We start from the raw sequence: 26,589 nt of genomic DNA on the forward strand, positions 1-26,589 counted from the left end.
GGAGGAAAACAATGGCTAAAGTGATGCGCGCAATTATCGTCGGGGGAGGCATTGGCGGCGCAGCGACTGCGCTCTCGCTGGCTCGCCAGGGCATTAAAGTGATGTTGTTGGAAAAGGCGCACGAGATTGGTGAGATTGGGGCGGGTATTCAGCTCGGCCCCAACGCCTTTTCCGCGCTGGATAGCCTGGGTGTGGGCGGCGTAGCGCGTCAGCGCGCCGTCTTTACCGATCACATTACCCTGATGGATGCGGTCAATGCCCAGGAGGTGGTGCATATTGAGACCGGGCAAGCATTTCGCGATCACTTTGGCGGTCCCTATGCGGTTATCCATCGGGCGGATATCCACGCCTCTGTTTGGGAAGCGGTATTGACCCATCCGGATGTGGAATACCGTACCTCAACGCAGGTGGCGGGTATCAGCCAAACGGTGGACGATGTGACGGTATTTGATGAGCAGGGCAATCGCTGGACGGCGGATATTCTGATCGGCTGCGATGGCGTGAGGTCGGTGGTGCGGCAGTACCTGCTGGGCGATGCGCCGCGGGTGACCGGACATGTGGTTTACCGCGCCGTGATTAATTGCGATGAGATGCCGGAGGATTTACGCATTAACGCGCCGGTACTGTGGGCGGGGCCGCATTGCCATCTGGTGCATTACCCGCTGCGCGGCGGGAAGCAGTATAACCTGGTGGTGACGTTCCATAGCCGTCAGCAGGAGGAATGGGGTGTGAAGGAGGGCAGTAAAGAGGAGGTACTTTCCTATTTTTCCGGTATTCACCCGCGTCCGCGCCAGATGCTGGATAAGCCGACCTCATGGCGCCGCTGGTCAACCGCCGATCGTGAACCGGTGGAGAAATGGGGCAACGACCGTATCACGCTGGTGGGAGACGCAGCGCACCCGGTGGCACAGTATATGGCACAGGGAGCCTGCATGGCGCTGGAGGATGCGGTAACGCTGGGTAAAGCGCTGGAAGAGCATGGAGGGGATGCGGCAAAAGCGCTTGCCCTGTACGAGTCGGTACGTATTCCACGCACGGCGCGCATCGTCTGGTCAACCCGTGAGATGGGCCGTGTTTATCACGCCGCAGGCGTTGAGCGCCAGGTGCGTAATCTGTTATGGAAAGGCAAATCTCAGGCGGAATTTTATCGCGGAATGGAATGGCTGTACGGCTGGAAAGAAGAAAACTGCCTGCAGCCGCGCTGAGAGAGAGGCCCTGCCCAGGCCTCCGCTAGCGCATGGGCCAAACCGGTGCGGCCTAATCCTCTCAATATGCAGACGAAAAAACTGCTGTAACAGCAGGTTTTCTTGAATTTGGTCGGCATGAGAGGATTATGCGCATCTTCGATGCTTGCCCTGCGGGCCGTTGCTAAAGCAACGTGGTCTCACTACGTTCGGCTCAAACCTCCTTCGGAGGTTCTCATCCTCTCAATGTACAGACGAAAAAAAACCTGCTGTAACAGCAGGTTTTCTTAAATTTGGTCGGCATGAGAGGATTATGCGCATCTTCGATGCTTGCCCTGCGGGCCGTTGCTAAAGCAACGTGGTCTCACTACGTTCGGCTCAAACCTCCTTCGGAGATTCTCATCCTCTCGACGTGCAGACGAAAAAAAACCTGCTGTAACAGCAGGTTTTCTTAAATTTGGTCGGCATGAGAGGATTCGAACCTCCGACCCCCGACACCCCATGACGGTGCGCTACCAGGCTGCGCTACATGCCGACGCTATGAAAAATCATACTACCGATTCCCGATGTTAATGCAAGCGCCTCGCCACTTGATTGCTTTAGTTTTAAGCAGTTAGTTGGCGATAAAGCGTTTTACATCGGTCAGCACCTGCAGCAGCAGAGCAAGCTGCGGTTTCTCGTCTTTTATTTCTTCGCCGTTCTGATCGTAGACGCGATAGTTGCCGCTGTTGTCCAGCATCAGCGTCTGCGTCGGCGTAGTGATCACCAGCTGATTGCCATCGCCGGTGGCGATCCAGTCGTTGCGGCGCTGGGCGGTGAACAGATCTTCGCCCTGCGAATAGTCTTTCGGCGCGGTTTTCACGTGCAGCAACCGTTGCATCAAGGTGCGCATCACGTCGTTATGGCCGGTCAGCTTGCTGATGGTCTGCGCCGGGGTGCCCGGCCAGTGGATCACCAACGGCACCTGCAGTTGCGCCTGGTTGAAGGCAGTGCCGGCGCCCCATTGGCCTTTGCCGCTGTCGTTGAATTCGACGCCGTGTTCGGCGGTGATCACCACCACGGTTTTGTCCAGCAGACCGCGCTGTTTCAGGGTATCCAGCACCTGGGCTATCTGGGCATCCACGTCTTGCGCGCCGGTGCGATAGCGTTGGATAAAATCGGCCGGCGCCGGGGTTTTGTCGCCTTCGGCCGGCTCGGCGCCGCTGAAGTTGATATAGGAGAACCACGGCTCTTTGCCGCCCTGATCCGTCAGCCAGCGCTGCCATTGCTGCGTGGTTTGCGCGTCGCTTTGCGGCGCCGGCGTCGGCAGCGAGAAGTCGGTCAATAGGGCCTGGCGGTACAGGCTGGCGTTGAAACCGTCGGAAGAGAACAGCCCCAGTTGGTAGCCCTGATCGCCGAGCGCGTTGAGCAGCGCCGACGGCTTGCGGCCGGCGAGCACGCTGTCCAGATAGGTCGGAGAAATGCCGTAGAACAGGCCGAACAGCCCGGTGTCGGCATGATTACCCGAGCTGTAGTGATCGTTGAAACGCACGTTTTCCTGGGCGAAGCGCGTCAGCGCCGGCATGTCCTGCGCCACGTCTTTGGCGCGAATGCCGTCCACCACGATCATCAGCAGGTTATAGCCGCTGCCTTTATCGCCGTAGCTGAGATCGCTGAGCGGATACTCCACCGCCACCGCTTCCGGGTTGCCCTGTTGCATCAGGCGGCGCTCATACTCTTGCTGGTCGAGCAGGCCGTGTTTTTCGAGGAACTTGCGCGCGGTCATCGGGTACGAGAGCGGCAGATTGGCTCGCTGCATGGTGATCGGGCGATAGAAGTTGGCGTCAGCCCAAATGTAAATCAGGTGCGACGCGAAAAAGGCGCTGATAAACAGCGCCGCCAGCGGTTTGCCGAAGCGGCGGCGGTTCAGGCTGCGCAGCTTCTGCCAGCTCCAAGTGCCGAACAACATCTCCACCAGGAAGATCACGGGCACGCAGATAAACATCAGCTGCCAGTCGCGCGACAGCTCACTCTGGTCCGGGTTGACCACCAGATCCCACACCACCGGATTGAGGTGCAGGTGGAAATGGGAGAACACTTCGCTGTCGACCAGCAACAGCGTGAGCCCGATGGTGGCCAGCGCGGCGGAAATAAATCGCAGCAGCCGCTGCGACATCACCACGAAGGTGAGCGGGAAGATCACCAGCAAATAGCCGGCGAACACGATAAAGCTGAAATGCCCCAGCAGGCTGACAAAGGCATAGACCCGGCCCAGCAGGGATGCGGGCCAGTCGGTGACAAACAGGTAGCGGCTGCCCAGCCCAAGGGCGAGCAGGATGTTGAATAAGGCGAACCAGTGCCCCCAGCTGATCATCTGGGAGACTTTTTCACGATAACGCTGACGGTTTGTCACCATAAGTCAATATTAATGTGCTTTATCTTCACGGACAGAAGCCTGCAGGGCTTCCGCGAACGATCTTGCCAGGGTTTTCCGCTGCGCGGGGGCAACGCTGGTGTTGATCAAATTAGTGACCATGTTGCCCAGCACCATCAGGGAAAGATCGGTGGGGGTATGGTGTTTTTCCAGAACATTGACCAGCTCTGAGAGCAGTTGTTCAACGTGTTCGTCACTGTAACGGGATGATTGTGGCATAAAATTGCGCTTAGTAATCTGCAAAGTGCCCTATCTTACCGTATAGGGCAGTGATTTTCCGCTCTTTTATCACTTCCTGTCATTTGGGGAAGGGGGCGCCCGTGGCGGGGCTGCTCCTCGCAGCGCCTTTCCGGTTTGCCGCGGCTTTTTAGTATTGCAGGGCGGGGTCTTCAGTGTTTGAATACGCGCCTAAAGAACAGGAGGATTTATCATGAGTCTGGATATCGACCAGATCGCTCTGCACCAATTGGTGAAACGCGACGAGCAAACGCTGGACGTGGTGTTGCGCGATACCTTGCTTCCCACCAACGCGGCGGTGGAAGAAATGATGACGGAACTGCATCGCGTCTACAGCGCCAAGAGCAAGGCCTTGGGCCTGTTCAACGAAGGCAGCGAGCTGGCGGAAGCGCTGCGCACTTGCCGCAAGGACGATAAGGACTTTCTGGCCTTCAGCCGCGCGGCGACCGGCCGCCTGCGCGACGAACTGGCGAAGTATCCGTTTGCCGAAGGCGGCGTGGTGCTGTTCGGCCAATACCGTTATCTGGCGGTGGAGTACTTGCTGATCGCGGTGCTGAACAGCCGTAATAGCATGCGCGTCAACGAAGAACTGGATATCAACACCACGCACTATCTGGACATCAACAACGCCGATATCGTCGCGCGCATCGATCTGACCGAATGGGAAACCAACCCGGAATCGACCCGCTATCTGACCTTCCTGCGCGGGCGCGTAGGCCGCAAGGTCGCCGACTTCTTCATGGATTTCCTGGCGGCGTCCGAAGGGTTGGACACCAAGGCGCAAAACCGCGGGCTGCTGCAGGCGGTGGACGACTACTGCGCCGATGCGCAGTTGGACAAGAACGAGCGCCAGTCGGTGCGCCAACAGGTGTACAGCTACTGCAACGAACAGCTGCAGGCCGGCGAAGAGATTGAACTGCAGGCCCTGTCGCAGGAGCTGTCGCCGGTCGGCGAGAAAGACTTCATGCAGTTCTCCAGCGAGCAAGGGTATGAGTTGGAGGAAAGCTTCCCGGCGGATCGCGGCACGCTGCGCCAGCTGACCAAATTTGCCGGCAGCGGCGGCGGCATCAGCCTGAATTTCGACGCCATGCTGCTGGGCGAGCGCATTTTCTGGGATGCGGCCACCGACACGCTGACCATCAGAGGCACGCCGCCGAACCTGCGCGATCAGCTGCAACGCCGGACCGGCAGCGGCAAGTAAGCGCGCCGAATCGCAGACAATAAAAAACGCCGCAATTGCGGCGTTCTTTATTTCGGCGTCCCGAAAGGTTCGAAAACGTAGCGATTAAACGCGAACGAAGTCGATGTGAGCCAGTTTTGGCTTGAACGGGTGACGCTGTACAGCCTGAACCTTAACTTTGGTTTCTTTACCGTCGATAACCAGAGTTACTGCTTCGCTGTAGAATTCTGGTTTAGCTTCCATGTTCTTAACAGAATCATGGTCCAATTCGATGGAAACTGCAGCTTCTTTGCCACCGTAAACGATAGCTGGGAATTTGTTTGCTGCACGCAGGCGGCGGCTCGCACCTTTACCCTGGTCTTTACGTACTTCTGCATTGATAGTGAACATTGTTTTTTCTCTTAAAAGAAAATTTACCCTGCTACAGGCGACCCAAGTAGCAAGTTCGGAAATCCGCTTTAACGCCGGGCAGGCCCAGGTAAAGCGCGCGGCATTTTAACGGAAAGCCGCCTGCAGGGCAACGAAAACCTGTCCAGATTGAGGACCGTTCGCTCAGGTCAATTGATTGGCGCGGCGGAAACGGCCTTGATAATCGAACACTTTCTCGCGCACCTGCCAAAACTGCCCGCGTTTGCGCGCCACCACGAAATCCGGATGGCGCAGCGCCTGCTGTTGCGCCAGCACGTCGGCGGCGGTGTGCCAGGCGAACGGCACGCCCGGCGCGCGCTGATGCGGGCGCAGGAACAGCATCTCGAACGCTTTGCGCTGCGCCGGCGTCTGCAGGCGGAAGCGCTCGCTGGTGCTGGTGCCGTCCTCGTCGTAATAGGTGGCCTTCAGCCATTCGCCCTTGTCGTCGCGGCCGCTCTGCAGTTCCATGCCGCCGCAGCGCAGCACCAGCGCGTCTTTCAGCTTCAGCGCCGCCTTCAGCATGTCATCGGGATCGACCAACACTTCCTGACATTGATGGCAGCGGCGTGCGGCGATATCGTTCTCCGCGCCGCAGTGCGGGCAACTCTTGAACCGGAAGCGGTAATCGCACTGCTCGCGGTGGCCGTCGTCGTCCTCCAGCCAGCCCTGACAGCGGCGGCCGTAGTGCTCGATGATATCGCCGTTCTCGGTGCACTTGCCCCAGAACAGGTTGGCGAAGCCGCAGGCCGGGCAGAATACCTGCACCGGCTGGCTGTCGCCGTGCGGCTTGCTGACGCCGACCTCCGGCGTGAACAGATCGTGCGGGTTGCCGGCGTAGTCGAGGATCAGGCAATCCTTTTTGTCGGGCGCCAGCCGCAGCCCGCGCCCGACGATCTGCTGGTACAGGCTGACGGACTCGGTGGGGCGCAGGATCGCGATCAGATCGACGTGCGGCGCGTCGAAACCGGTGGTCAATACCGCGACGTTGACCAGATAGCGCAGCCGCTGCTGTTTGAACGCGTCGATCAGCGCATCGCGCTCGGCGGGCGGCGTTTCGGCGCTGACCAGCGCGGCTTCGCCGTTCGGCAACAGGCCGTGGATCTCGCGGGCGTGTTCGACGGTGGCGGCGAAGATCATCACGCCTTTGCGATCCTCTGCGTACTCCACGATCTGGCTGATGATGTGCGGCGTGACGCGGTTTTGCCGCTTCAGCTCGCGGTTCAGATCCGCTTCGCTGAACAGGCCGTTGCTCCTGGCCTCCAGCCGGCTGAAGTCATATTGCACGATCGGCATGTCCAGCCGCTCAGGCGGCACCAGGAAGCCGTGTTTAATCATGTAGCGCAGCGGCAGCTCGTAGATGCAGTCGCGAAACAGACTGGCGCCGTCGCCGCGGGTGAAACCGTGGTAGTGATACTGGTAAATCCAGCCCTTGCCCAGGCGATAGGGCGTGGCGGTCAGCCCCAGCAGCCGCAGCTGCGGGTTGGTTTTCTGTAAATGCTGGATGATTTGCTGGTACTGGCTGTCGTCGTCGTCGCTGATGCGGTGGCATTCATCGACGATCAGCAGCGAGAAGGCGCCGTCGAACAGCGGCAGGTTGCGCGCGACGGACTGTACGCTGCCGAACACTACCTTGCCGGCGCTCTCTTTCTGCTGCAGGCCGGCGGCAAAGATGTCTGCTTCCTGCCCGTAGGCGCAGTATTTGGCGTGGTTTTGCGCCACCAGTTCCTTGACGTGCGCCAGCACCAGCACCCGCCCGCGGGCGCGCTTCGCCAGCTCGGCGATCACCAGGCTTTTGCCGGCACCGGTCGGCAGCACGATCAGCGCCGGTTCGGGGTGCCGCCGGAAATGGTTGATGGTGGCTTCGACCGCTTCCAGTTGGTAGGGGCGTAGGGTAAAGGCCATAAATGAACGCCGTAGGTTGGAATGGGCCGCCGGGAACCGGTTTTGTCACCTCTGTTCCCACAGAAACCGTGACATTTTACGTGCCGGGCGGCCGAAAAATTTCTATTATTATGCCTTCTGCGCGCGCGCGGTGCGAGAAGCGTGAAAATTACCCCTGTCGGGCAACGCGTTGTACCGCTATACTCGTGTGACAGCAATCGCTGTTCCCCCACGCGATTTCCCCCCTGAACCTGCCATTTGCACCCGGTGCAACGGCGGGCGTCATATTTTGGCAATACGATCAATGCGATCATAACAACGACAGGCAAAGCAGATCCCATGCGATTGGACAAGTTTTTATCTCAGCAGTTAGGCATTAGCCGTGCGCTGGTTGCGCGCGAACTTCGGGCTAAACGCGTCACCGTGGACGGTGAGGTGGTGAAGAGCGGGGCTGTCAAACTGACCCCGGAGCAAGAAGTGGCGTTCGACGGCAATCCGCTGCAGCAGCAGAACGGCCCGCGCTATTTCATGCTCAACAAACCGCAGGGTTACGTCTGTTCCACCGACGATCCCGATCATCCGACGGTGCTGTACTTCCTCGATGAGCCGGTCGCGTACAAGCTGCACGCCGCCGGACGGTTGGATATCGACACCACCGGGCTGGTGCTGATGACCGACGACGGCCAGTGGTCGCACCGCGTCACGTCGCCACGCCACCACTGTGAGAAAACCTATTTGGTGACGCTGGAGCACCCGCTGGCGGAAGACACCGCGCAGCGTTTCGCCGAAGGGGTGCAACTGCACAACGAGAAAGATCTGACGCGGCCGGCGACGCTGGAGCAGGTCGACGAGCACGTGGTGCGCCTGACCCTCAGCGAAGGGCGCTACCACCAGGTGAAGCGGATGTTCGCTGCCGTCGGCAATCGGGTGATCGAGTTGCACCGCGAGCGCATCGGCGCCATCGTGCTGGATGACGATCTGGCGCCGGGTGAATACCGCCCACTGACCGAAGAAGAGATCGCCAGCGTGGGCGCGCCGCACCTGCAGGACTGATAACCGATCATCGATTGCGGCCGATTAAGGAGTCGTGGAACGTGCAACAGAACCGAACCTCTCATCTCGGTTTGATTTTCATTCTGGGCCTGTTGTCTATGTTGATGCCGTTGGCCATCGACATGTACCTGCCCAGTATGCCGGTGATCGCCGCCCAGTTTGGCGTCGAGTCCGGCAGCGTGCAGATGACGCTCAGCGCCTATATGCTCGGCTTTGCCTTCGGGCAGCTGTTCTATGGACCGATGTCGGACAGCATCGGCCGCAAGCCGGTGATCCTGTGGGGTACGCTGATCTTCGCCATCGCCGGCTGCGCCTGCGCCATGGCGCAATCGATCGATCAGCTGATCGGGCTGCGTTTCCTGCACGGTTTGGCCGCCGCCGCCGCCAGCGTAGTGATCAACGCCTTGATGCGCGACATGTTCACCAAGGACGAGTTCTCGCGCATGATGTCGTTCGTCATTCTGGTGATGACCATCGCGCCGCTGCTGGCGCCGATGATCGGCGGGGCGCTGCTGCTGTGGTTCAGTTGGCACGCCATCTTCTGGACCATGGGCGCCGCGGCGTTGATCGGTTCACTGCTGGTGGCCCTGTTCATCAAGGAGACTCTGCCGAAAGAACGGCGACAGCGGTTCCACCTGCGCACCACGCTGGGCAATTTCGGTTCGCTGTTCCGCCACAAACGGGTGCTGAGCTACATGCTGGCCAGCGCCTTCTCGTTCGCCGGCATGTTCTCGTTCCTCAGCGCCGGGCCGTTCGTCTACATCGAACTGAACCACGTTTCGCCGCAACACTTCGGCTACTATTTTGCGCTGAACATCGTGTTCCTGTTCCTGACGACGCTGATTAACAGCCGCAACGTGCGGCGGTTCGGCGCGGTCAAGATGTTCAAGCTGGGGCTGCTGGTACAGCTGGCGATGGGGCTGTGGCTGCTGGCGGTGAGCGCTGTCGGTCTGGGTTTCTGGGCGCTGGTGATCGGCGTTGCGGTCTATCTGGGGTGCATCGCGATGATCTCCTCCAACGCCATGGCGGTGATCCTGGATGATTTCCCGCATATGGCGGGCACCGCTTCTTCCCTGGCCGGCACGTTGCGCTTCAGCATCGGTGCGTTGGTGGGGGCGGTGCTGTCGATGGCGCCGGGCAAAAGCGCTTGGCCCATGGTCACCTCGATGGCGCTGTGCAGCATCGTGGCGGTGCTGTTCTATGTTTACGCCAGCCGGCCGCGCGATCGCGCAGCCTGACGTTCTCCCGATTCGGGGCGTTTTGCCCCGCATCGCCTTAGGGTTGCGCCTTGCCATTTCAGGGTGCAACTGGCAATGAAAAATTTGTTGCTAAATATACGCAAGCTAATCAATTGGCCGTTTTCCCCTCTGTGTGCTTTTTGTTAAAAAATTCCGCCATCGTGCCGCCCAATATTCCCCGGGAGGCGCGGCGCTCTGTCGGCTGAACAGCGTGAGCTGTTTGTATTAGGATTGATATAAATCAAGCTATTAGAAGAGACAGTTGCGCTAACGTGGCGGGCTAAATGTTTCTTCATTGTAAAAATATGGCGACGGAAAAGTAGTCGCATTGCAAGAAAAAAGAGTTGAGATCGCTGCGGGAAAGGGTTACATATAACGCAAAAATGCGAGCTGAGTCGCAAAATGCCGTGAAATAACACCGCACGGCGCGCCAAAAAATGGCACGGCATCGGCAAGCACGGGGTCAGGTTAATGGCTAGCGGCAAAATTTACATTTAAATAACATTTGTGCGCGGCAGAGTCGGGAGTCAACGGCTATAACTTAGTAACCCTGTCAGGTAAAAGTGTTTCACCTTTTCAATCTAGGGATTTCATGTGGAAAGTATCCAACTTTCGGTAGTGCATCGCTTGCCGCAAAGTTATCGTTGGCTATCTGGTTTCACCGGCGTGAAGGTCGAACCGATTCCGTTTAACGGAATAGACGAAGATAACAACCTGATTGGTCTGAAGTTACTCAGCCATGAAGGGGCCGAGGCCTGGCAGGTCATGCAACAGCTCAATCTGTCGCTGCAGGAGATTCAGGTCGACTGCGCGATTGTTGAATGGGAAGGGGAACCTTGCCTGTTCGTGCAGCGCAGCGACGAGAGCGCCACCATGTGCCGCCTGAAAAACGTCGGCGCCGCGATCGCCGAACCGCTCAGCGCGCAATACCCTTTCTAAATTCGCCGCTAGTCCGCCAACTGCAGCAGTTGACGGGTATAGTCGGCGGCGGGCGCCGCGAAAATCGCCCGGCAGTCTCCCTGTTCAACCACTTCTCCCTGTCGCAACACGATGACCTGGTGGCATAGCGAACGCACCACCTGCAGGTCATGGCTGATGAACAGATAAGCCAGCCGGTGGCGTTGCTGCAGCGATTTCAGCAGCGTCAGGATCTGCGCCTGCACCGATTTATCCAGCGAAGAGGTCGGCTCGTCGAGGATCAGCAACTGTGGCTGCAGGATCAGTGCACGCGCGATGGCGATACGCTGGCGCTGGCCACCGGAAAACTCGGTGGGATAGCGGTGGCGCAGCTGCGGGTCCAGCCCGACCTCCTGCAACACCGCGATCACGCGCTGTTCCCGTTGCTCGGCGGTAAGCCGCTGGTGCACTTCCAGCCCTTCGGCGATGATCTGCTGTACGTTCAGGCGCGGGTTCAGGGCGGAATAGGGATCCTGGAAGACGATTTGCATTCGGCTGCGGTAGGGCAGCATCTGCTTCATCGTGAGCGGGTGCAGCGGTTCGCCGTCGAACCAGATGGCACCCTGCGAGGCCAGCAGGCGCAGCAGCGCCAGCCCGGTGGTACTTTTGCCCGAGCCGGATTCTCCCACCAGCCCCACGCTTTCCCCGGCGCGCAGCTCGAAACTCAATGATTTCAAGGCATAGTGATAATCCACCGTGCGGCGCAGCAGGCCGCGGCGAATGGGGAAGCGCACCTGCAGATTTTCCACCTTGAGCAGCGGCCGCTCGTCGCCGGGGCGCCTGTTGGCTGCGGCAGGCAGCGGCAGCGGTTCACCGACGTCCTCGGCGGCCAGCAGCTGCTGCGTGTAAGGATGTTGCGGGCGGCTGAACAGCTGCGTGCGGGCGTTTTGCTCTACGCAGCGCCCCTGACGCATTACCGCCACGTTATCCGCCAGGCGGCGCACGATATTCAGATTATGGGTGATAAACAGCAACCCCATGCCCATCTCCTGCTTCAGTTCTTGCAGCAGCGTCAGGATCTGCGCCTGGATAGTAACGTCGAGCGCGGTGGTGGGTTCGTCGGCGATCAGCAGTTTTGGGCGGGTCAACACCGCCATGGCGATCATCACCCGCTGGCGTTCGCCGCCGGACAGCTGATGCGGGTAATCCTGCAGCCGGCTCTTGGCCTGACGGATGCCGACGCGTTCCAGGCACTCGACGATCTCTGCGCGCGCGGCTTCGCGCCGCAGGCCGCGGTGCAGCATCAACACTTCCGCCAGCTGTTTTTCGATGGTGTGCAGTGGGTTAAGCGACACCATCGGCTCCTGAAAGATCATCGCGATCTGATTGCCGCGCACCTTGCGCAGCGCCGCTTCCGGCGCATGCAGCAACGAGTCGCCGTTGAACAGGATATCGCCGGCAGGGTAAACCACCGGCGGCGCGGGCAGCAGGCGCAGTATCGACAGGGCGGTGACGCTTTTGCCGGAGCCGGACTCCCCTACCAGCGCCAGCGTTTCCGCCGGCGCGATTTGCAGCGAGAGTTCGTTGACCACCGGCGTGACGGTGTCGCCCTGGCGGAAGGCGATGCTGAGATCTTGAATTGCGAGCAAAGGAGTGGCCATATCAATGCGCCTTGCTGGGGTCAAAGGCGTCGCGCACCGCTTCGCCGATAAAGATTAATAACGACAGCAGCACAGCCAATACCAGGAAGGCGGTGATGCCGAGCCACGGCGCCTGCAGATTGTTTTTGCCTTGCAGCAGCAATTCGCCGAGCGACGGCGAGCCTATCGGCAGCCCGAAGCCGAGGAAATCGAGCGACGTCAGGGTGGTGATCGAGCCGCAAAGGATAAACGGCAGGAAGGTCAGCGTCGCCACCGTGGCGTTAGGCAGCATATGGCGGGACATGATCACCCGATCCGGCACGCCCATGGCGCGCGCGGCGCGGATGTAGTCAAAGTTGCGGGTGCGCAGGAATTCGGCGCGCACTACGCCCACCAGGCTCATCCAGCCGAACAGGATGGTGATGCCGAGCAGCCACCAGAAATTGGGCTGGACGATGCTCGACAGCAGAATGATCAGAAACAGCGTCGGCATGCCCGACCACACTTCGATAAAGCGCTGCCCCCACAGGTCGAAACGCCCGCCGTAATACCCCTGGGTCGCGCCGACGCACACGCCGATCAGGCTGGAAAACAGCGTCAATGCCAGGCCGAACAGCATTGAAATGCGAAAACCATACAGCACCCGAGCCAGCACATCGCCGCCGTTGCTGTCGGTGCCCAGCAGGTTATGGCGCGAAGGCGGCGAGGGGAAGGGCACCTCGGTGGCGAAGTTGATGGTGTCGTAGCTGAAACGGATCGGCGCCCAGACCGCCCAGCCGTGCCGTTCGATCTGCCGCTGGACGAACGGATCCTGATAGTCGGCTTCGGTATTCAGTTCGCCGCCGAAGGCGGTTTCGCTGTAGCTAATCATAAACGGCAGGTATAACCGGCCTTCATAACGCACCAACAGCGGTTTGTCGTTGGCGATCAGATCGGCGGCCAGACTCAGGGTGAACAGCACCAGAAAGATCCACAGCGACCAGTAGCCGCGGTGGTTGCGGCGAAAGCGCGCCCAGCGCGCCTGGTTGATTGGGCTAAGGCGGCTCATTGGCGGGCCTCGAAGTCAATGCGCGGATCGACCAGGGTGTAGGTGACATCGCTGAGGATGTTCAACAGCAGGCCGATCAGGGTGAAGATATACAGCGTGCCGAACATCACCGGGTAGTCGCGCTGCAGCGTGGCGTCGTAGCCCAGCAGCCCCAGACCGTTGAGCGAGAACATCACCTCAATCAGCAGCGATCCGGTAAAGAACATGCTGATGAAGGTGGCCGGAAAACCGGCGATCACCAGCAGCATGGCGTTGCGGAACACGTGGCGGTACAGGATCTTTTTTTCGTCCAGCCCTTTGGCGCGGGCGGTGGTGACGTACTGCTTGCGGATCTCATCAAGGAACGCGTTTTTGGTCAGCATGGTCAGGGTGGCGAAGCCGCCGATCACCGTCGCCAGCACCGGCAATGTGATGTGCCACAGGTAGTCGGCGATCTTCGCCGGCCACGAGAGAGTGTCGAAGTTGCTGGACACCAGGCCGCGCAGCGGGAACCAGTCGAGGTAGCTGCCGCCGGCGAACAGCACGATCATCAGGATAGCGAACAGGAAAGCCGGAATGGCGTAGCCGATGATGATCAGCGTGCTGCTCCAGGTATCGAATGCGCTGCCGTTGTGGACGGCCTTGCGGATGCCGAGCGGGATCGACACCAGATAGATGATCAGCGTGCTCCAAAGGCCCAGCGTGATGGAGACCGGCAGGCTCTGGCTAATCAGTTGCATCACCGAAGCGCCGCGAAACAGGCTGTCGCCGAAGTCGAAGCGCATATAGTTCCACAGCATGGTGAAGTAGCGTTCGTGCAGCGGTTTGTCGAAGCCGTACCGTTGGGTGATCTCGGCGATCACCTCCGGATCCAGGCCGCGCGAACCGCGATATTGTCCGTCGCCTGCCGCAATGCCCGTCCGGGCATGGCCCAGGCCTTCGCCGACACCGCCGCTGCCAAAACCGCTGCCGTGCCCCAGCTCGATGGCGGCGATGGCCTGATCCACCGGGCCGCCAGGGGCGATTTGCACGATAAAAAAGTTGATGGTGATGATCGCCCACAGCGTGGGGATCACCAATAACAGTCTGCGTATCAGATAGGCCGCCATTCCGACTCCTTATTGCCGCTGAGCCGGTAAGCGCGCCGCCTTGTTGACGTCGTACCACCAGTTGTCGAAGCCAATCGCATAGGCCGGGCGGATCGACGGCGTGGAGAATTTGTCCCAATAGGCATAGCGATCGTGGTTGGAGTACCACATCGGCAGCATGTAGTTGTTCCAGGTCAGCACCCGGTCCAGCGCGCGGCCGAGCGGCAACAGGGCTTTTTCGTCGCCCTGATGGGCGGCGATTTGCCTGACCAGGCTGTCGACCGCCGGGTCCTTGACGCCGGCCGTGTTGTAGCTGGAGTCGATGTACTGCGAATCCCACAGGATTTGCAGATCGGCGCTGGGGAACGGCATCGCCATGTACACCGTCGACATCATGTCGAAATCACGCTCGCGCATGCGGCGGGTGTACTGCGAGGCGTCAATCTCGCGGATTTGCATATCGATGCCCAGCCGCTGCAGGTTGTGGCGAAACGGCAACACGTACTGGAAGTTGCTGCCGCTCAGCAGCATCAGTTCAAAGGTGAACGGCTGGCCGGTTTTGGCATTGACCAACTTTTGATTTTTGACCACCCAACCGGCTTCTTTCAGCAGTTGGGTCGCCTTCAGCAGGTTTTGCCGATCGTTGCCGCTGCCGTCGGAGGAGGGCGGTTGGTAGATGCTGGTAAACACCTCTGGCGGTATCTGGCCTTTGAGCGGCGCCAGCAAGGCCAGTTCAGCGGCGTCCGGGTAGCCGCGGGCGGCGTAGGCGGTGTTTTGGAAATAGCTGTCGGCGCGCTGATAGGCGTTGTAATACAGCGCTTTGTTCATCCAGTTGAAGTCGAAAGCCAGGCCGATCGCTTCCCGTACCCGACGATCGGCGAACAGCGGTTTTTGCAGGTTAAACGCCAGCCAGCGGGTATTCTGTGCCGCCTGGTTGGTTTCGTCCTGTTTGATGATGTAGTTGCGCGCGAAATTACCGCCCTGATACTGGGTGGCCCAGCTCTTGGGCGACGGCTCGATGCGGAAATCATAAGCGCCGGCCTTGAAGGCTTCCAGCGCCACTTTATCGTCCAGGTAATAATCGTAGCGAATGCTGTCGAAGTTATAGCGGCCGCGATTCACCGGTAGGTTGGCGGCCCAGTAGTCGCGCACCCGCTGATAGGTGATGTACTGGCCGAGGCGGTAATCGCCGATTTTGTACGGGCCGCTGGCGAGCGGCGGGGTGCTGAGCGGTTCGTTGAGCTTATGGTTTTTCCAGAAGCTTTCCGGCAATACGCGCAGGCTGAGCAGGCTGAGGATTTGATCGCGATTTGCCTTAGGCAGCTCGATGCGCACCGTCAGCCGGGAAATGGCCTTGACCGTGACGCCTTTGTAAAAGGAGCGAAACTGCGGTACGCCTTCGGTCATGAATTTATTGAAAGTAAAGGCCACGTCGGCGGCGGTGATCGGGCTGCCGTCCTGGAAGCGGGCGCGGGCGTTGATATCCAATTCCATCCAGCGCATGTCGGCTGGGAAACGGGCCGATTCGGCAATCAACGGGTAATAGCTGCCGGGTTCGTCGTCGGAGTTGGTGAACAGCGTATCGTACAGCTCCATCGTGCGCTCGCCGGGTACGCCGCGGGTAGCGAAACGGTTGAAGTTGTCGTAGGTGCCGATGGCCGCCAGCCGTACGTCGCCGCCTTTGGGCGCCGCCGGGTTGACGTAGTCGAAATGGCTGAAGTCGGTGGCGTATTTCGGTTCACCGAGCAGGGCGAAAGCGTAGCTTTCGTTGAGGGCTTCGGCCTGCAGACCGAAACTCAGTGCCGAGAGCACCAGAGCAGCGAAAATGCGCACGGACATCGGACGGTAAGCTCCTGCTGTGGAATAAGGTACAACCTGCGCCCAGCATAACATTCTTCGGGTGGGCGTAGGGTAAAGTTGCCTAAAGATTAACTATTTTTTTCCTGATAATCAAAGACCTGATTAGCATTGCAGTAAGCGACGAAATCATCGATGCTCAGCGGCTTGCTGAAGTAGTAGCCCTGCATGAAGTTGACGCCGTGTTCTTGCAGGAACTGCATCTGCTCGGCGGTTTCCACGCCCTCGGCCACCGTCAGCATTTTCAGCTTTTTCGCCAGCGAGATCACCGCATCCAGCACCGGCGCGGTGACCGTATCCTGGCCGATGGTGTTGACGAAGCCGCGATCGATCTTCAGGTAATCCATGGTGAAGCGCTCAAGATAGATCAACGCGCTGTGCCCGGTGCCGAAATCGTCCACCGCGATCTCGATACCCTGTTTGTGCAGCCAGTCGAACTCCGCCAGCGCGCTCTCTTCTTCCACCATGCCGCGTTCGGTGATTTCAAACACCAGCGTAAAGTAATCGCCCGGCAGCTGCGTCAGTAGTTCATACACGTCCTGATGGAACGACGGCGCGCTAAGGTGGGCAGGGGAAATATTGAGACCGACTTTGCCTCCCCGTGGCAGCGCTTTGGCGAGCTGCGGCGCATCTTCGGCGATCAGCCTGAACAGATGGCGGGTAAGCGGCACGATCAGCCCGTTGCTTTCGGCGTAGGGGATAAAGACATCGGGCGGGATGCGGCCCTCGAGCGGATGCTGCCAGCGGATCAGCGCTTCCAGCCCACCAATGCTGTTGCTGTCGGTATGGAACACCGGCTGGTATTCGATAAAGAACTCGTTGCGCTTGATGCCGCGCAGCAGCGCACGCTCCGGGCTTTGCCGCAACAGCAGCATATAGTAGCAGAGCACGCCAATCATCAGCGACAGCACCAGGCTGCCCAGCAGCGTCAGGCGAATGTCATTGGGCGTCAGTTTCTCGTTGTAGAACAGGATGGTCAGCGGCAGATTGGGCATCGTCAGGGTATCCGCCTTGCCTTTCGGCAGTTGATCGACCGGCATCAGGTTTGGGCTGAAGGTGGTCAGGGCGCGGTTGCCCATCACGATGGCGATGCCCGGCGCCTGTTCGTCATGCGAGGTGAACAGTAAGTAGGGCATCAGATCGATGTCCAACGTAGCGAGGATGCCGGTGGCCTTTTCGCCGGGATGCCGCAGCCAAACCGCAACCGCCGGTTTGTTCGGTACGATCGGCGTGCCCTGCTGCAGCTTCAGATCCAAAGGCAGATCCCAGTCGATTTCCTGGTAGAGATTTTTCATCGGCAACATCATGTCACCGGTGGCGGAAGAGCAATAGGCGTAGCCGCCTTTTACCAACAGGAAGGTGCGCACGCCGCTGGTAAAGGCCGCTTGGTAGGTAATATCCGACTGGCTGGAGAGGCAAGGCTTGTCCAGCAGCGGCATCATTTGCTGCATCACTGCCGTCAGGTGCGAGATATAACCCAGCGTGAATTTTTGCGTACGCGCTTCGACCTTGTGTTGATATTGCGTGCGCTGGTGGTTGATCAAAGAAAGCGTGACCGCAGTGAAGAGCGTAAAAAATACCAGGGCAGCGACACCGCTTTTAGCCAGGCTGCGCTGTCGGTGAGACACGCTGCGGGCAAAAGCTCTTTTCAAGCCCATAACCGAGTCCTCTGCAACCGGGCGTCAGGGGTGTCGCACAGCCAGTTAATGGATTGTGCCAACGGCTTTTTTTTCATTTTTGACTTTTTATCCCGAACCAACCGGCGGCGCCGTTTAAATACGCGACGTCGCCGACAGAAATATAATGCGCCTATTTTAAGCGGAAACGTTTTAAATAACGCCGGGGCGCCGTTGCCGTCATCTGACGATAATAGGCGAGTTTTTCCTCGATGGCGCGATTTCCTGCCAACAGTTTATCAAAATAACGACGTGCGGCAGTGTTAAGTGGGGAACGGTGACGATAAGGCAGGGATCAATCTTGATGATACCCATTCGACAGCCAAAAAAAACGCCGCCCGTAGGCGGCGCTTATCGCTCGTTTGGTATTCAGGATCTTCAGGGCGTTGCGCCGTCAGCCGTTGGTCAACACTCGGCGTGCTTCTCGATAACGTTTATTCCAATAGTTATCGGTCAGCTTGGAAATCATGACGCCACTGCTGGTAGAAGCGTGAACGAACTGATCGTTACCTAAATAGATGCCGACATGGCGCCCGGTAGAACCGGCGCGGAACAGCACTAAATCGCCGGCGCGCAGCTTGGTGCGCTGGATTTTCTTGCCGAGATCTTCCTGTTCATAGGTAGAACGCGGTAAATCCATACCGAACTGTTCGCGGAAGGTGCGCTGTACAAACGCCGAGCAATCGATGCCGCGCTTGGTGTCACCGCCTAAGCGGTAGCGAACGCCTTTCCAGTCCGCGTACTGATCCATAATCTTTGACTTGACGTCAACGTTGCGGACCATCGCTTCGAATTCATCCTGAGAGGCTTGCAGTAAAAGACCGTCTTTGTCATTAACTGCACGCATCTCAGTTTGTGCGTTATTCAAGTTCGAAGTGTGAGTCGAGCTGCACGCTGACAGCATAACCGCAGCGGCAATTGCAGGGACTACCCGCAAAAAATATCTCAGAAACGGTTGAGATTTGACCATTGTTGTTGTTTTCCCTTGAAGTCCTTAACGACGAAAGTCGCTACCTGAAAAATGCCAAACGGAACGAGCCTAGTCCGCACCTGTTGCATCGACAACCAGTTACCGTTGAAAACGTGCGAGAACGCACATTTTTATCGGATTCCATACTGATTCGACTTAAACCAGGCACAAACGCATCTGAGATTACCGGAACAAATAGGGGATTGCGAGCCTTTTTCCCGTCTTTTTTATATGAATTTGTGATGTAACATAATGTAAATCTTCATATAAAAAACGCCAATTGTCCGATGTATGAATCTGGCGTGAAATCAGGTTGCAAAAGCGTTAACGACTGGTGGCGACATTTTGCGCTCGGCGAAGGGGGAAAGGCCGGGAGGCGGGCACCTCCCGGTATGAGTCATAAATGCATATTATGGTTGGCTGGGACGGTGCTTGCCGGGCAACAGGCGGTTCAACCGATCGACGATCCAGTCGCTGCAAGGCGTCATCAGCACCCAGCTGGCACCAACCAGCACCACGGACAGCGAGCCGACGGCGATATCGGTAAACCAGTGGGCGCCAATCATCACGCGTGGCAATGAGAAGACCAGCGTAATCAGCAGGGCGATGGCAAAGGCGCCGCGGCCGAAATAGCGCAGCATAAAGCAGGAAAAAATAATCAGCATCATGCCGTGGTCGCCGGGGAAGCTGTCGCCGGAAGCGTCCTTAGTGGGGATGCCGGTCAGTTCGCTGACGCGATTGATATTGTCAAAGGTCAGGGTGGGGCTTGGATGCTTCACCGGCAGCAGATGGCCAAGCTGGTTCAGCACCACGGCGGTCAGCAGCATCACCACGCCGGTGATCACCAGACGGCGGCGGCCGGCGGCGTCCTGCTTCAGATAAAAGTACAGATACAGCAGCCCCATGGCGAGCAGCGAGATCGCGTCGAACGCGCGGTTGTTGGTGATGGCGACCAGGTGCAAAAACGCCGGGTCGGTGGCCAGATGGCGGTTAAAGAAGAAGAAGATCGCCGAATCCAGGGTAAACCAGCCGCCGTGATTGGCCGGCAGGAACCAGGACAGAAACAGCGCAACGCCCAGTAAATTGAAGAAGAGAATGAAGGGTAAATTGCGGCGCGTCATGACATAAACCTGTTGGAAAAATGAAAACGAAACAAAACCCGGTTGCCCTGCGACAACCGGGGGGCAACGGTACGGGGTTTAACTTAAACGAATCTTAAACAAGGCGGATTGCAGGGCGTTCCAATCGGCATTTTCGCTGTGGATCAGTTCAATTCGGCTGTCGAGCGGTGCGAGCGGGCGGGTTTCGATGTTGAGATCCTGCCCCTGGCGATTGATCAGCAATGTGCCTTCGGGGATGCGCACCACGCCTTTGATTCGTTCGACCGGCGCCAGCCGCACCCACTCCATGAAACCGACGGTATCGAACCGGGTGTCGCCGTCAAAAATCCAGCCGCAGCTGGTGAAGCCTTGCCCTTCGTTCAGCGCTCGCCGCCAACGGGCGTGTTCCGGCAGCCGCAGCGCCGCCAGCCCCTGCTTTTTCGCCTGACCATGATGATGCTGCGCGTCCGGCAATTCTGTACGATTTGTGCGAGGAAGTGACAACAGCGCGACATCTGCTTCGCCTTGCGCGATGGCGTAGCAGGGCCGCTGCAGCGAATCTTGCGCCCTCCAGGCTTCCAGCGCCAGTCTGTCTTGCGGTTGATAGGTGTCGTTTTTGCTGGCCAGAATAACGTCGGCCGCGGCCAGCTGATCGCGGAAATTTTCGTTGTCGCGGTAGCGGGGTTGGCTAAGCTGGCGGGCATCCAGCAGGCACAGCGTGGCCTGCAGATCGATCCAGCCGGCATAGCTCTCCTGGGTCAGCAGTGACAGGATTTGCTTCGGGTGTCCTAGCCCGGTCGGCTCGATCAGCAGCCGGTCCGGTTTGGCCTGTTGCAACAGCATATTCAAGCCCACCTGCATCGGCAGGCCGTTGACGCAGCACATGCAACCGCCGGGGATCTCTTTGAGCACCGCGCCGCTGTCCGCCAGCAGCGCGCCGTCGATGCCGATCTCGCCGAATTCATTGACCAATACCGCCCAGCGTTCATGTTCGGGTTTATGAGCCAGCAAATGGCGGATAGTGGTGGTTTTACCGCTGCCGAGGAAACCGGTAATCAAATTGGTTTTGGTCATTAATCATTCCTGGCGCAAAAATTAACCTGCTTAATAAATGAGTTACGCAGCCGTATCGGTGAAACGACCGCGATTTAATTTGTGCTCTATCTCGCAAATTTTGCACGTCACCCTGCGCTTTTCAACCGATAAAATCCACCTTTCTTTGCAAGAAAATTCTTAGATAAAACCCTGTATTAGATACGGTTAACTTTTGTTAGTAGCTTGTTTTTACATTGTTAATTACGCGATTAACGATCAAATCCTGTCCCTTTCCTTGCGATTATTCCTAACAAGATCCTCTATGGTTAAATTGGCTTAACTAAAAATGAGGTTGCCATGAATACCTTTCGGTTATTTTTGATCGTAGGAATGTTGTTTTCATGGACGGCAGTGAGTCAGGCAGGAGTGGCCGGTGGGGTAATTCGCTTCGTCGGCTCTATCGTTGAAAGTCCTTGCACGGTCAAGATTGCAGATTCTAAGGCGAATACGCAATGTTACCGCAACGGCCAGCATTATCAGGCCCAGCAAGCGTTGTCAGGTTTTGATACTACACGCAAAGAACTTCCGCTGAATCTTGGCACAACCGAAATGAAGTGGGTAGACCAACAGAAGAAACTTGCTGTTATGACGGTCGTTTATCGTTAAGTCGTTCCGCCATGCCGGCGTAACGTTACGTCGGCATGGTTATTCTCAGCCTGCAGGCACTTCACCGCTTCACCCACTCCTTCACCGTTTCACGCGCACCGCGATCGCGCAGTGACAAATAGGCTTGCGTCACTGCGTCGGTAAACCCCCCATGCGTCGCCAGCGCTTCGCCGAACACCGGTTTGAGCGCCAGCAGCGCCGTTACGCGCCGCCGATCGTCCGGCGTGGCGGCGACAGTCTGTTGCAGCACATCTGCCAGCGGATCGCGAATGTCGATCGGCTGTCCGGCGTCATCGACGCCGCCGATGTAACGCATCCAGCCCGCCACGCCCAGCGCCAGCCCGCTATAGTCGCCGCCGTGCCGCAGATGCCAGCGCACGGCGTCCAGCAGACGCTGCGGTAGCTTCTGCGAACCGTCCATGGCGATCTGCCAGGTGAGGTGTTGCAGCGCCGGATTGCTGAAGCGCGCGATAAGCTGTGCGGCGTAGTCGGCCAGACTGATGCCGGTGACGCTCAGCGTCGGGGCCTGTTCGTCCAGCATCAATCGCAGGGCGGCGCGACGGTAGTGCTCATCCGCCATGCACTCGTTGATATAGCGGTAGCCGCCCAGGTAGCCGAGATAAGCCAGGAACGAGTGGCTGCCGTTCAGCATGCGCAGCTTCATGTGTTCAAACGGCAGCACATCGCTGACCAACTGGGCGCCGGCCAGCTCCCACGCCGGGCGTCCGGCGACGAAGTTGTCTTCCACCACCCATTGAATGAAGGGCTCGCAGGCGATGGCGCATTCGTCGCGCACGCCGCCCAGCGCGGCGGCGATCTCATCCAGCGTGGTCGGCGTGGCGGCCGGCACGATGCGGTCCACCATGGTGCAGGGGAAGGTGGCGGCGGCGGCGATCCAATCGGCGAGCGACGGATCCCGCGCCTGCGCCAGATCGAGCACCGCCCGACGCAGCACGTGGCCGTTCTCCGGAATATTGTCGCAGGAGAGCAGGGAAAAGGCGGGCAGGCCGCGTTCGCGCCGCAGCCGCAGCGCCTCTACCACAATGCCGGGCACGGTCTGCGGCTGATGCGGCGCCGCCAGATCGGCGACGATCCCCGGATGCTGCCAATCCAGTTGCCCGTTGCCGGGCTCGATGCAGTAGCCTTTTTCGGTGATGGTCATCGAGACGATTGCCACCTGCGGCTCTGCCAGCTTCTCCAGCACTGCGGCGATGCCCTCCAGCTTGCGGTGCAGGCTTTCATGCACCGCGCCGATCACAATGGCCTGATGGCCGTCCGCGCCTTTCTCCAGCACGCTGTACAGATGATCCTGCTGCCGCAGCGCCTCAAACAGCGGCACGCCGCCAGACAGGCTGATTTCGCAAATGCCCCAGTCGCCGCCCTGGGCGTTCAATACCCGATCCGTCAGCAGCGCTTGATGTGCGCGGTGGAAAGCGCCGAAACCCAGGTGCACGATACGGCTGCGCAGGGCACGGCGATCATAGTTCGGTTGCCGGACGGTGCCCGGTAGCGGGGTGTTGGCGATCGTTTTCATCTCATCTCCAAAGCGTGTAGGACAGCTGGCGGGCCACTTGCATCAAGTTAGCGGACCAGTTTGCCGCCGTATGGGCAGGGTGGCGCCGGCGATAAAAAACTGCGACCAGTGTAGGTCTGTCGACAAGTTAAAGGAATTGGTCAGTCCAAAATAAGCCAAAATCGTGAAGTGGATCAACCAATGCGCGGTTCACTTTTGACAGCGCGTTGCGAAAGAGTACCTTAAAGGTAACTGACATCTACGTTAAACTGGTATAACAGCATCGCGATGCGAGACAGGCATAAGGACAAAACATGGAACAAACATGGCGTTGGTATGGCCCGAACGATCCGGTCTCTTTGGATGATGTGCGTCAGGCCGGGGCGACCGGAGTCGTGACGGCGCTGCATCATATCGCGAACGGCGAAGTCTGGCCGATTGATGAGATCCGCGCGCGCCAGACGTTACTGGCGGAAAAAGGACTGGTGTGGTCGGTGGTGGAGAGCGTGCCGGTGCATGAGGAAATCAAAACTCACAGCGGTGACTGGCAGCGGCATATCGCCCATTACCAGCAGACGCTGCGCAACCTGGCGGTCTGTGGCATCGATACCGTCTGCTATAACTTCATGCCGATCCTCGACTGGACGCGCACCGATCTGGCCTATTCGCTGCCGGACGGCGCCAAAGCGCTGCGTTTCGATCAGATCGCCTTCGCCGCGTTCGAGCTGCATATCCTGCAGCGCGCCGGCGCCGAGGTGGACTATACGCCGCAAGAGCGCAGTCAGGCGGCAGCCTATTTCGCCGCCATGAGCGAGGAGGAGAAAGCCACGCTGACCGGCAATATCATCGCCGGCCTGCCGGGAGCGGAAGAAGGCTATACGCTGGATCAGTTCCGCCGCCGCCTGGCGGAATACGACGGCATCGACAAGGCGCAATTGCGCGAAAACATGGCGATCTTTCTGCGCGCCATCGTGCCGGTGGCGGAAGAGGCCGGCATCCGGCTGGCGGTGCATCCCGACGATCCGCCGCGGCCGATCCTCGGCCTGCCGCGCATCGTCTCCACGATTGAAGACATGCAGTGGCTGAAGCAGACCGTCGACAGCATTCATAACGGTTTCACCCTGTGCACCGGTTCCTACGGCGTGCGCGCCGACAACGATCTGGTGCGGATGATTGAAACCTTCGGCGATCGCATTCACTTCACCCACCTGCGCGCCACCTGCCGCGAGGAGAACCCGAAAAGCTTCCACGAGGGGGCGCACCTGCAGGGCGATGTGGACATGGTGGCGGTGATCGAAGCGATCCTGACCGAAGAGCTGCGTCGGCAACGGGCCGGCGATCGGCGGCCGATCCCGATGCGCCCCGATCATGGGCATCAGATGCTGGACGATTTGAAAAAGAAAACCAATCCGGGCTATTCGGCCATCGGGCGGTTGAAAGGGCTGGCGGAGCTGCGCGGCGTCGAGCTGGCGCTCAAGCGGCGCTTTTTCCCGGAATTGCCGTAGCGGAAAATGAAACGGGGCCGAGACTCGGCCCCGCTGGCGCGACTAGTCAGCGCGGCTCATGTAGCGGCGTTCGGCGATATGAATGCGAATTTTGTCGCCGGCGCTGAGGTATTCCGGCACGTGGATCACCAGACCGGTCGCCATGGTGGCCGGTTTGTTGCGGGCGCTGGCGGAAGCGCCTTTGATGCCCGGCGCGGTCTCGACGATTTCCATATCTACGGTCTGCGGCAGCTCCAGCGCCAGCACCTGGCCATCCAGCGTCAGCACCTGCATGCCCGGCAGGCCGCCTTCCGGAATGAACAGCAGCTCGTCTTCGATCTGGTCTTTCTTGAAGATGTACGGCGTGTAATCTTCGTCATCCATAAACACGTATTCTTCGCCGTCGATATAGGAGAAGTTCACCTTGCGGCGCGACAGGGAAATGGTGTCCAGGATATCGTCGCCCTTGAAGCGTTCTTCCACTTTCAGGCCGGTGCGCACGTCGGAGAAGCGCATTTTGTACAGGGTGCTGGCGCCGCGGGCGCTCGGGCTCTGCACGTCGATATCTTTTACCAGCAGCAGCTTGCCGTTGTAGCTGATCGCCATGCCGCGTTTAATTTCGTTAGCTCTTGCCATTTCAATTCATCCGCAATGAAGAGTATTAGAGAAGTTGCGACAAGGTACTCGCGCCACCGATTTCAGGCAATAGCCCGGCGCAAAAACAGTGCGGGAAAGGGAGGGCGGCCGCCCTCCCGTCGGGGATTAGTGGAAGACCGGCAGCAGGCCGAAAAGCGACAGAATATGCGCGGCGGCGTTGATCAAGCCGAACAGGATGACGAACAGGATCACGCCGTTACCGCCCGGTGCGCGGTAACCCGCCTGCGGATAGCGGCGGCGGCTGGCGCGCGCCATCAGCGCCGGCACGATCACCGCCCAGATGGTGGCCGCCAGCCCGGCAAAGCCGATGGCGTACAGAAAACCGTTCGGGAACAGCAGCGCGGCCAGGGTCGGCGGCACAAAGGTCACCAGCGCGGTCTTGCTGCGCCCGACGGCGTCATCCTTGAACTTGCAGAAGTCCGCCAGGTAGTCGAACAGGCCCAGCGACACGCCGAGGAACGAGCTGGCCAGCGCCATATAGGAGAAGGCGTTCAGCAGTTGGCTGACGGTCTGGCTGCTGGAGACGTTGCCCATTTGCTTGAGCAGGCTGCCGATATTGCCGCCTTCGGCGATCACCTGCTTAAAGGCATCGCGCGCGATATTGCCCTGAATCACATACTGCCACAGGATGTAGATAGCCAATGCCAGCAGGGTGCCGTACACCAGGCTGCGCACCACGGAGCTGCTGTCCTTGTGGTAGTACTTCACCAGCCCGGGAATGTTGCCGTGGTAGCCGAACGAGGTCAGCAGGTAAGGCAGCGCCGCCAGGGCGTAAGGCAGATAGCTGGCCTGGTCATCGCCGGTGTTGAACAGCACCGCGGGCTGCACGTGGGTGAACATGTCGCCCACGGACATCACGAAGGTGATCACCATGCCGCCGATCAGAATGGTGCTCAGGCGGTCGACCGCGCGGGTGGAGAGCCAGACGATAAACGCCACGACCAGTGCGAAGACCAGGCCGGCGGTGGTCTGGCCGACGCCGACGATGCCCTCCAGCGTATGCGCGATAATCGAGCCGCCGGCGGAGATATAGGCGTAGGTCAGGATGTAGAGTACGAACGCCACCGACAGGCCGTTCACGGCGTTCCAGCCCTTACCCAGCAGATCCTTGACCATGGTGTTGAAGCTGGCGCCGCTCGGGTAGTGCAGCGTGGCTTCGAGGATCATCAGGCCGGAAAGCAACATGCAGGCCCAGGTATACACCAGCAGCGCGACGGAGCCGCTGAACCAGACACCGGAAGTGACGATCGGAATGGAAAACATGCCGGCGCCAACGGCGGTTCCGGCAATGATCATCGCGCCGCCGAGGACGGAAGGGCGGGCTAGCTTCTGGATGGTGTCCGTAGACATGCGTGCTCCTGATGGAAGAAGTTCTTTTGTACTAG

General features: G+C 59.0%; 22 protein-coding genes, 1 tRNA gene and 2 other RNA genes. 7 read left to right on the top strand and 18 right to left on the bottom strand.

Annotated features, from left to right (window positions below; genetic code table 11):
- Positions 1-11 precede the first annotated feature (11 nt).
- Complete coding sequence (locus ACJ8J5_RS01285; RefSeq protein ID WP_043136451.1) at positions 12-1,205, top strand: 3-hydroxybenzoate 6-monooxygenase; 1,194 nt, start codon at positions 12-14, stop codon at positions 1,203-1,205.
- A 109-nt stretch (positions 1,206-1,314) separates the two neighbouring features.
- Here ACJ8J5_RS01285 and ACJ8J5_RS01290 read toward each other — a convergent pair.
- The 5 genes from ACJ8J5_RS01290 to ACJ8J5_RS01310 all read right to left on the bottom strand — a co-directional run bounded on the left by ACJ8J5_RS01290 (position 1,315) and on the right by ACJ8J5_RS01310 (position 3,816).
- Positions 1,315-1,444: non-coding RNA, RtT sRNA (locus tag ACJ8J5_RS01290), on the bottom strand.
- Between the two features lie 34 nt (positions 1,445-1,478).
- A non-coding RNA gene (locus tag ACJ8J5_RS01295) (RtT sRNA) lies at positions 1,479-1,608 on the bottom strand.
- A 34-nt stretch (positions 1,609-1,642) separates the two neighbouring features.
- A tRNA-Pro gene (locus tag ACJ8J5_RS01300) sits at positions 1,643-1,719 on the bottom strand.
- A gap of 78 nt (positions 1,720-1,797) precedes the next feature.
- Positions 1,798-3,579: an LPS biosynthesis-modulating metalloenzyme YejM gene (gene yejM, locus ACJ8J5_RS01305; RefSeq protein ID WP_308370282.1), complete on the bottom strand. Its 1,782-nt coding sequence runs from the start codon at positions 3,577-3,579 to the stop codon at positions 1,798-1,800.
- A gap of 9 nt (positions 3,580-3,588) precedes the next feature.
- Positions 3,589-3,816: a YejL family protein gene (locus ACJ8J5_RS01310; protein ID WP_004935782.1), complete on the bottom strand. Its 228-nt coding sequence runs from the start codon at positions 3,814-3,816 to the stop codon at positions 3,589-3,591.
- Positions 3,817-4,027: 211 nt separating this feature from the next.
- Between ACJ8J5_RS01310 and yejK the strand changes: the two genes are divergently transcribed.
- Complete coding sequence (yejK, locus tag ACJ8J5_RS01315; RefSeq protein WP_004935779.1) at positions 4,028-5,035, top strand: nucleoid-associated protein YejK; 1,008 nt, start codon at positions 4,028-4,030, stop codon at positions 5,033-5,035.
- A gap of 84 nt (positions 5,036-5,119) precedes the next feature.
- On the opposite strand, the gene rplY is transcribed toward yejK, so the two are convergent.
- The gene (gene rplY, locus ACJ8J5_RS01320) at positions 5,120-5,404 is read right to left on the bottom strand and encodes a 50S ribosomal protein L25 (protein WP_004935776.1); all 285 of its coding nucleotides are present in this window, start codon (positions 5,402-5,404) and stop codon (positions 5,120-5,122) included.
- Positions 5,405-5,566: 162 nt separating this feature from the next.
- A complete protein-coding gene (locus ACJ8J5_RS01325) occupies positions 5,567-7,324 on the bottom strand; it encodes a DEAD/DEAH box helicase (protein WP_414105080.1) in 1,758 nt (585 codons plus the stop codon).
- A 318-nt stretch (positions 7,325-7,642) separates the two neighbouring features.
- Between ACJ8J5_RS01325 and rsuA the strand changes: the two genes are divergently transcribed.
- The 3 genes from rsuA to ACJ8J5_RS01340 all read left to right on the top strand — a co-directional run bounded on the left by rsuA (position 7,643) and on the right by ACJ8J5_RS01340 (position 10,533).
- Positions 7,643-8,356, top strand: coding sequence for a 16S rRNA pseudouridine(516) synthase RsuA (gene rsuA / locus ACJ8J5_RS01330; RefSeq protein WP_025303560.1), 714 nt, complete (start codon positions 7,643-7,645; stop codon positions 8,354-8,356).
- 41 nt (positions 8,357-8,397) lie between these two features.
- Positions 8,398-9,594: a Bcr/CflA family multidrug efflux MFS transporter gene (locus ACJ8J5_RS01335; RefSeq protein WP_025303559.1), complete on the top strand. Its 1,197-nt coding sequence runs from the start codon at positions 8,398-8,400 to the stop codon at positions 9,592-9,594.
- Between the two features lie 594 nt (positions 9,595-10,188).
- Positions 10,189-10,533 carry a YejG family protein gene (locus ACJ8J5_RS01340; protein WP_004935763.1) on the top strand — a complete coding sequence of 115 codons (345 nt, stop codon included), beginning with the start codon at positions 10,189-10,191 and terminating at the stop codon, positions 10,531-10,533.
- Positions 10,534-10,541: 8 nt separating this feature from the next.
- On the opposite strand, the gene yejF is transcribed toward ACJ8J5_RS01340, so the two are convergent.
- From yejF to ACJ8J5_RS01380, 8 genes are all read right to left on the bottom strand, one after another.
- Complete coding sequence (gene yejF / locus ACJ8J5_RS01345) at positions 10,542-12,152, bottom strand: microcin C ABC transporter ATP-binding protein YejF (protein WP_167324462.1); 1,611 nt, start codon at positions 12,150-12,152, stop codon at positions 10,542-10,544.
- Position 12,153: 1 nt separating this feature from the next.
- Complete coding sequence (locus ACJ8J5_RS01350) at positions 12,154-13,179, bottom strand: ABC transporter permease (RefSeq protein WP_089196095.1); 1,026 nt, start codon at positions 13,177-13,179, stop codon at positions 12,154-12,156.
- Positions 13,176-14,267, bottom strand: a complete 1,092-nt coding sequence (locus tag ACJ8J5_RS01355) for a microcin C ABC transporter permease YejB (RefSeq protein WP_025303556.1) — start codon at positions 14,265-14,267, stop codon at positions 13,176-13,178. Before ACJ8J5_RS01355 ends, ACJ8J5_RS01350 begins: the two co-directional genes overlap by 4 nt.
- Before the next feature lie 9 nt (positions 14,268-14,276).
- Positions 14,277-16,085 carry an extracellular solute-binding protein gene (locus tag ACJ8J5_RS01360; RefSeq protein ID WP_043136440.1) on the bottom strand — a complete coding sequence of 603 codons (1,809 nt, stop codon included), beginning with the start codon at positions 16,083-16,085 and terminating at the stop codon, positions 14,277-14,279.
- Positions 16,086-16,174: 89 nt separating this feature from the next.
- The gene (locus ACJ8J5_RS01365) at positions 16,175-17,761 is read right to left on the bottom strand and encodes a cyclic di-GMP phosphodiesterase (protein ID WP_025303554.1); all 1,587 of its coding nucleotides are present in this window, start codon (positions 17,759-17,761) and stop codon (positions 16,175-16,177) included.
- A 412-nt stretch (positions 17,762-18,173) separates the two neighbouring features.
- Positions 18,174-18,749, bottom strand: coding sequence for a bifunctional murein DD-endopeptidase/murein LD-carboxypeptidase (gene mepS / locus ACJ8J5_RS01370; protein WP_025303553.1), 576 nt, complete (start codon positions 18,747-18,749; stop codon positions 18,174-18,176).
- Positions 18,750-19,159: 410 nt separating this feature from the next.
- A complete protein-coding gene (locus tag ACJ8J5_RS01375) occupies positions 19,160-19,870 on the bottom strand; it encodes a phosphatase PAP2 family protein (protein WP_025303552.1) in 711 nt (236 codons plus the stop codon).
- A 78-nt stretch (positions 19,871-19,948) separates the two neighbouring features.
- Complete coding sequence (locus ACJ8J5_RS01380) at positions 19,949-20,923, bottom strand: CobW family GTP-binding protein (RefSeq protein ID WP_025303551.1); 975 nt, start codon at positions 20,921-20,923, stop codon at positions 19,949-19,951.
- Between the two features lie 318 nt (positions 20,924-21,241).
- On the opposite strand from ACJ8J5_RS01380, the gene ACJ8J5_RS01385 reads away from it, so the two are divergent.
- Positions 21,242-21,550 carry a type 1 fimbrial protein gene (locus ACJ8J5_RS01385; protein WP_004935734.1) on the top strand — a complete coding sequence of 103 codons (309 nt, stop codon included), beginning with the start codon at positions 21,242-21,244 and terminating at the stop codon, positions 21,548-21,550.
- Between the two features lie 61 nt (positions 21,551-21,611).
- Here the strand turns inward: ACJ8J5_RS01385 and ACJ8J5_RS01390 are convergent, their stop codons facing one another.
- Positions 21,612-23,084, bottom strand: a complete 1,473-nt coding sequence (locus ACJ8J5_RS01390) for a mannitol dehydrogenase family protein (RefSeq protein ID WP_147824035.1) — start codon at positions 23,082-23,084, stop codon at positions 21,612-21,614.
- 293 nt (positions 23,085-23,377) lie between these two features.
- Between ACJ8J5_RS01390 and uxuA the strand changes: the two genes are divergently transcribed.
- Positions 23,378-24,568, top strand: a complete 1,191-nt coding sequence (gene uxuA, locus ACJ8J5_RS01395) for a mannonate dehydratase (protein ID WP_049208508.1) — start codon at positions 23,378-23,380, stop codon at positions 24,566-24,568.
- Between the two features lie 42 nt (positions 24,569-24,610).
- Here the strand turns inward: uxuA and yeiP are convergent, their stop codons facing one another.
- Both yeiP and mtr read right to left on the bottom strand, forming a co-directional pair.
- Positions 24,611-25,183 (bottom strand): elongation factor P-like protein YeiP, encoded by a 573-nt coding sequence (gene yeiP / locus ACJ8J5_RS01400; protein ID WP_004935725.1) that lies wholly within the window; start codon positions 25,181-25,183, stop codon positions 24,611-24,613.
- Positions 25,184-25,309: 126 nt separating this feature from the next.
- Positions 25,310-26,554: a tryptophan permease gene (gene mtr / locus ACJ8J5_RS01405; RefSeq protein WP_025303548.1), complete on the bottom strand. Its 1,245-nt coding sequence runs from the start codon at positions 26,552-26,554 to the stop codon at positions 25,310-25,312.
- Positions 26,555-26,589: the final 35 nt, after the last annotated feature.

Origin of the sequence: Serratia sp. CY43202, assembly GCF_052168755.1 — a bacterium.
GTDB classification, from domain to species: Bacteria; Pseudomonadota; Gammaproteobacteria; order Enterobacterales; family Enterobacteriaceae; genus Serratia; species Serratia bockelmannii.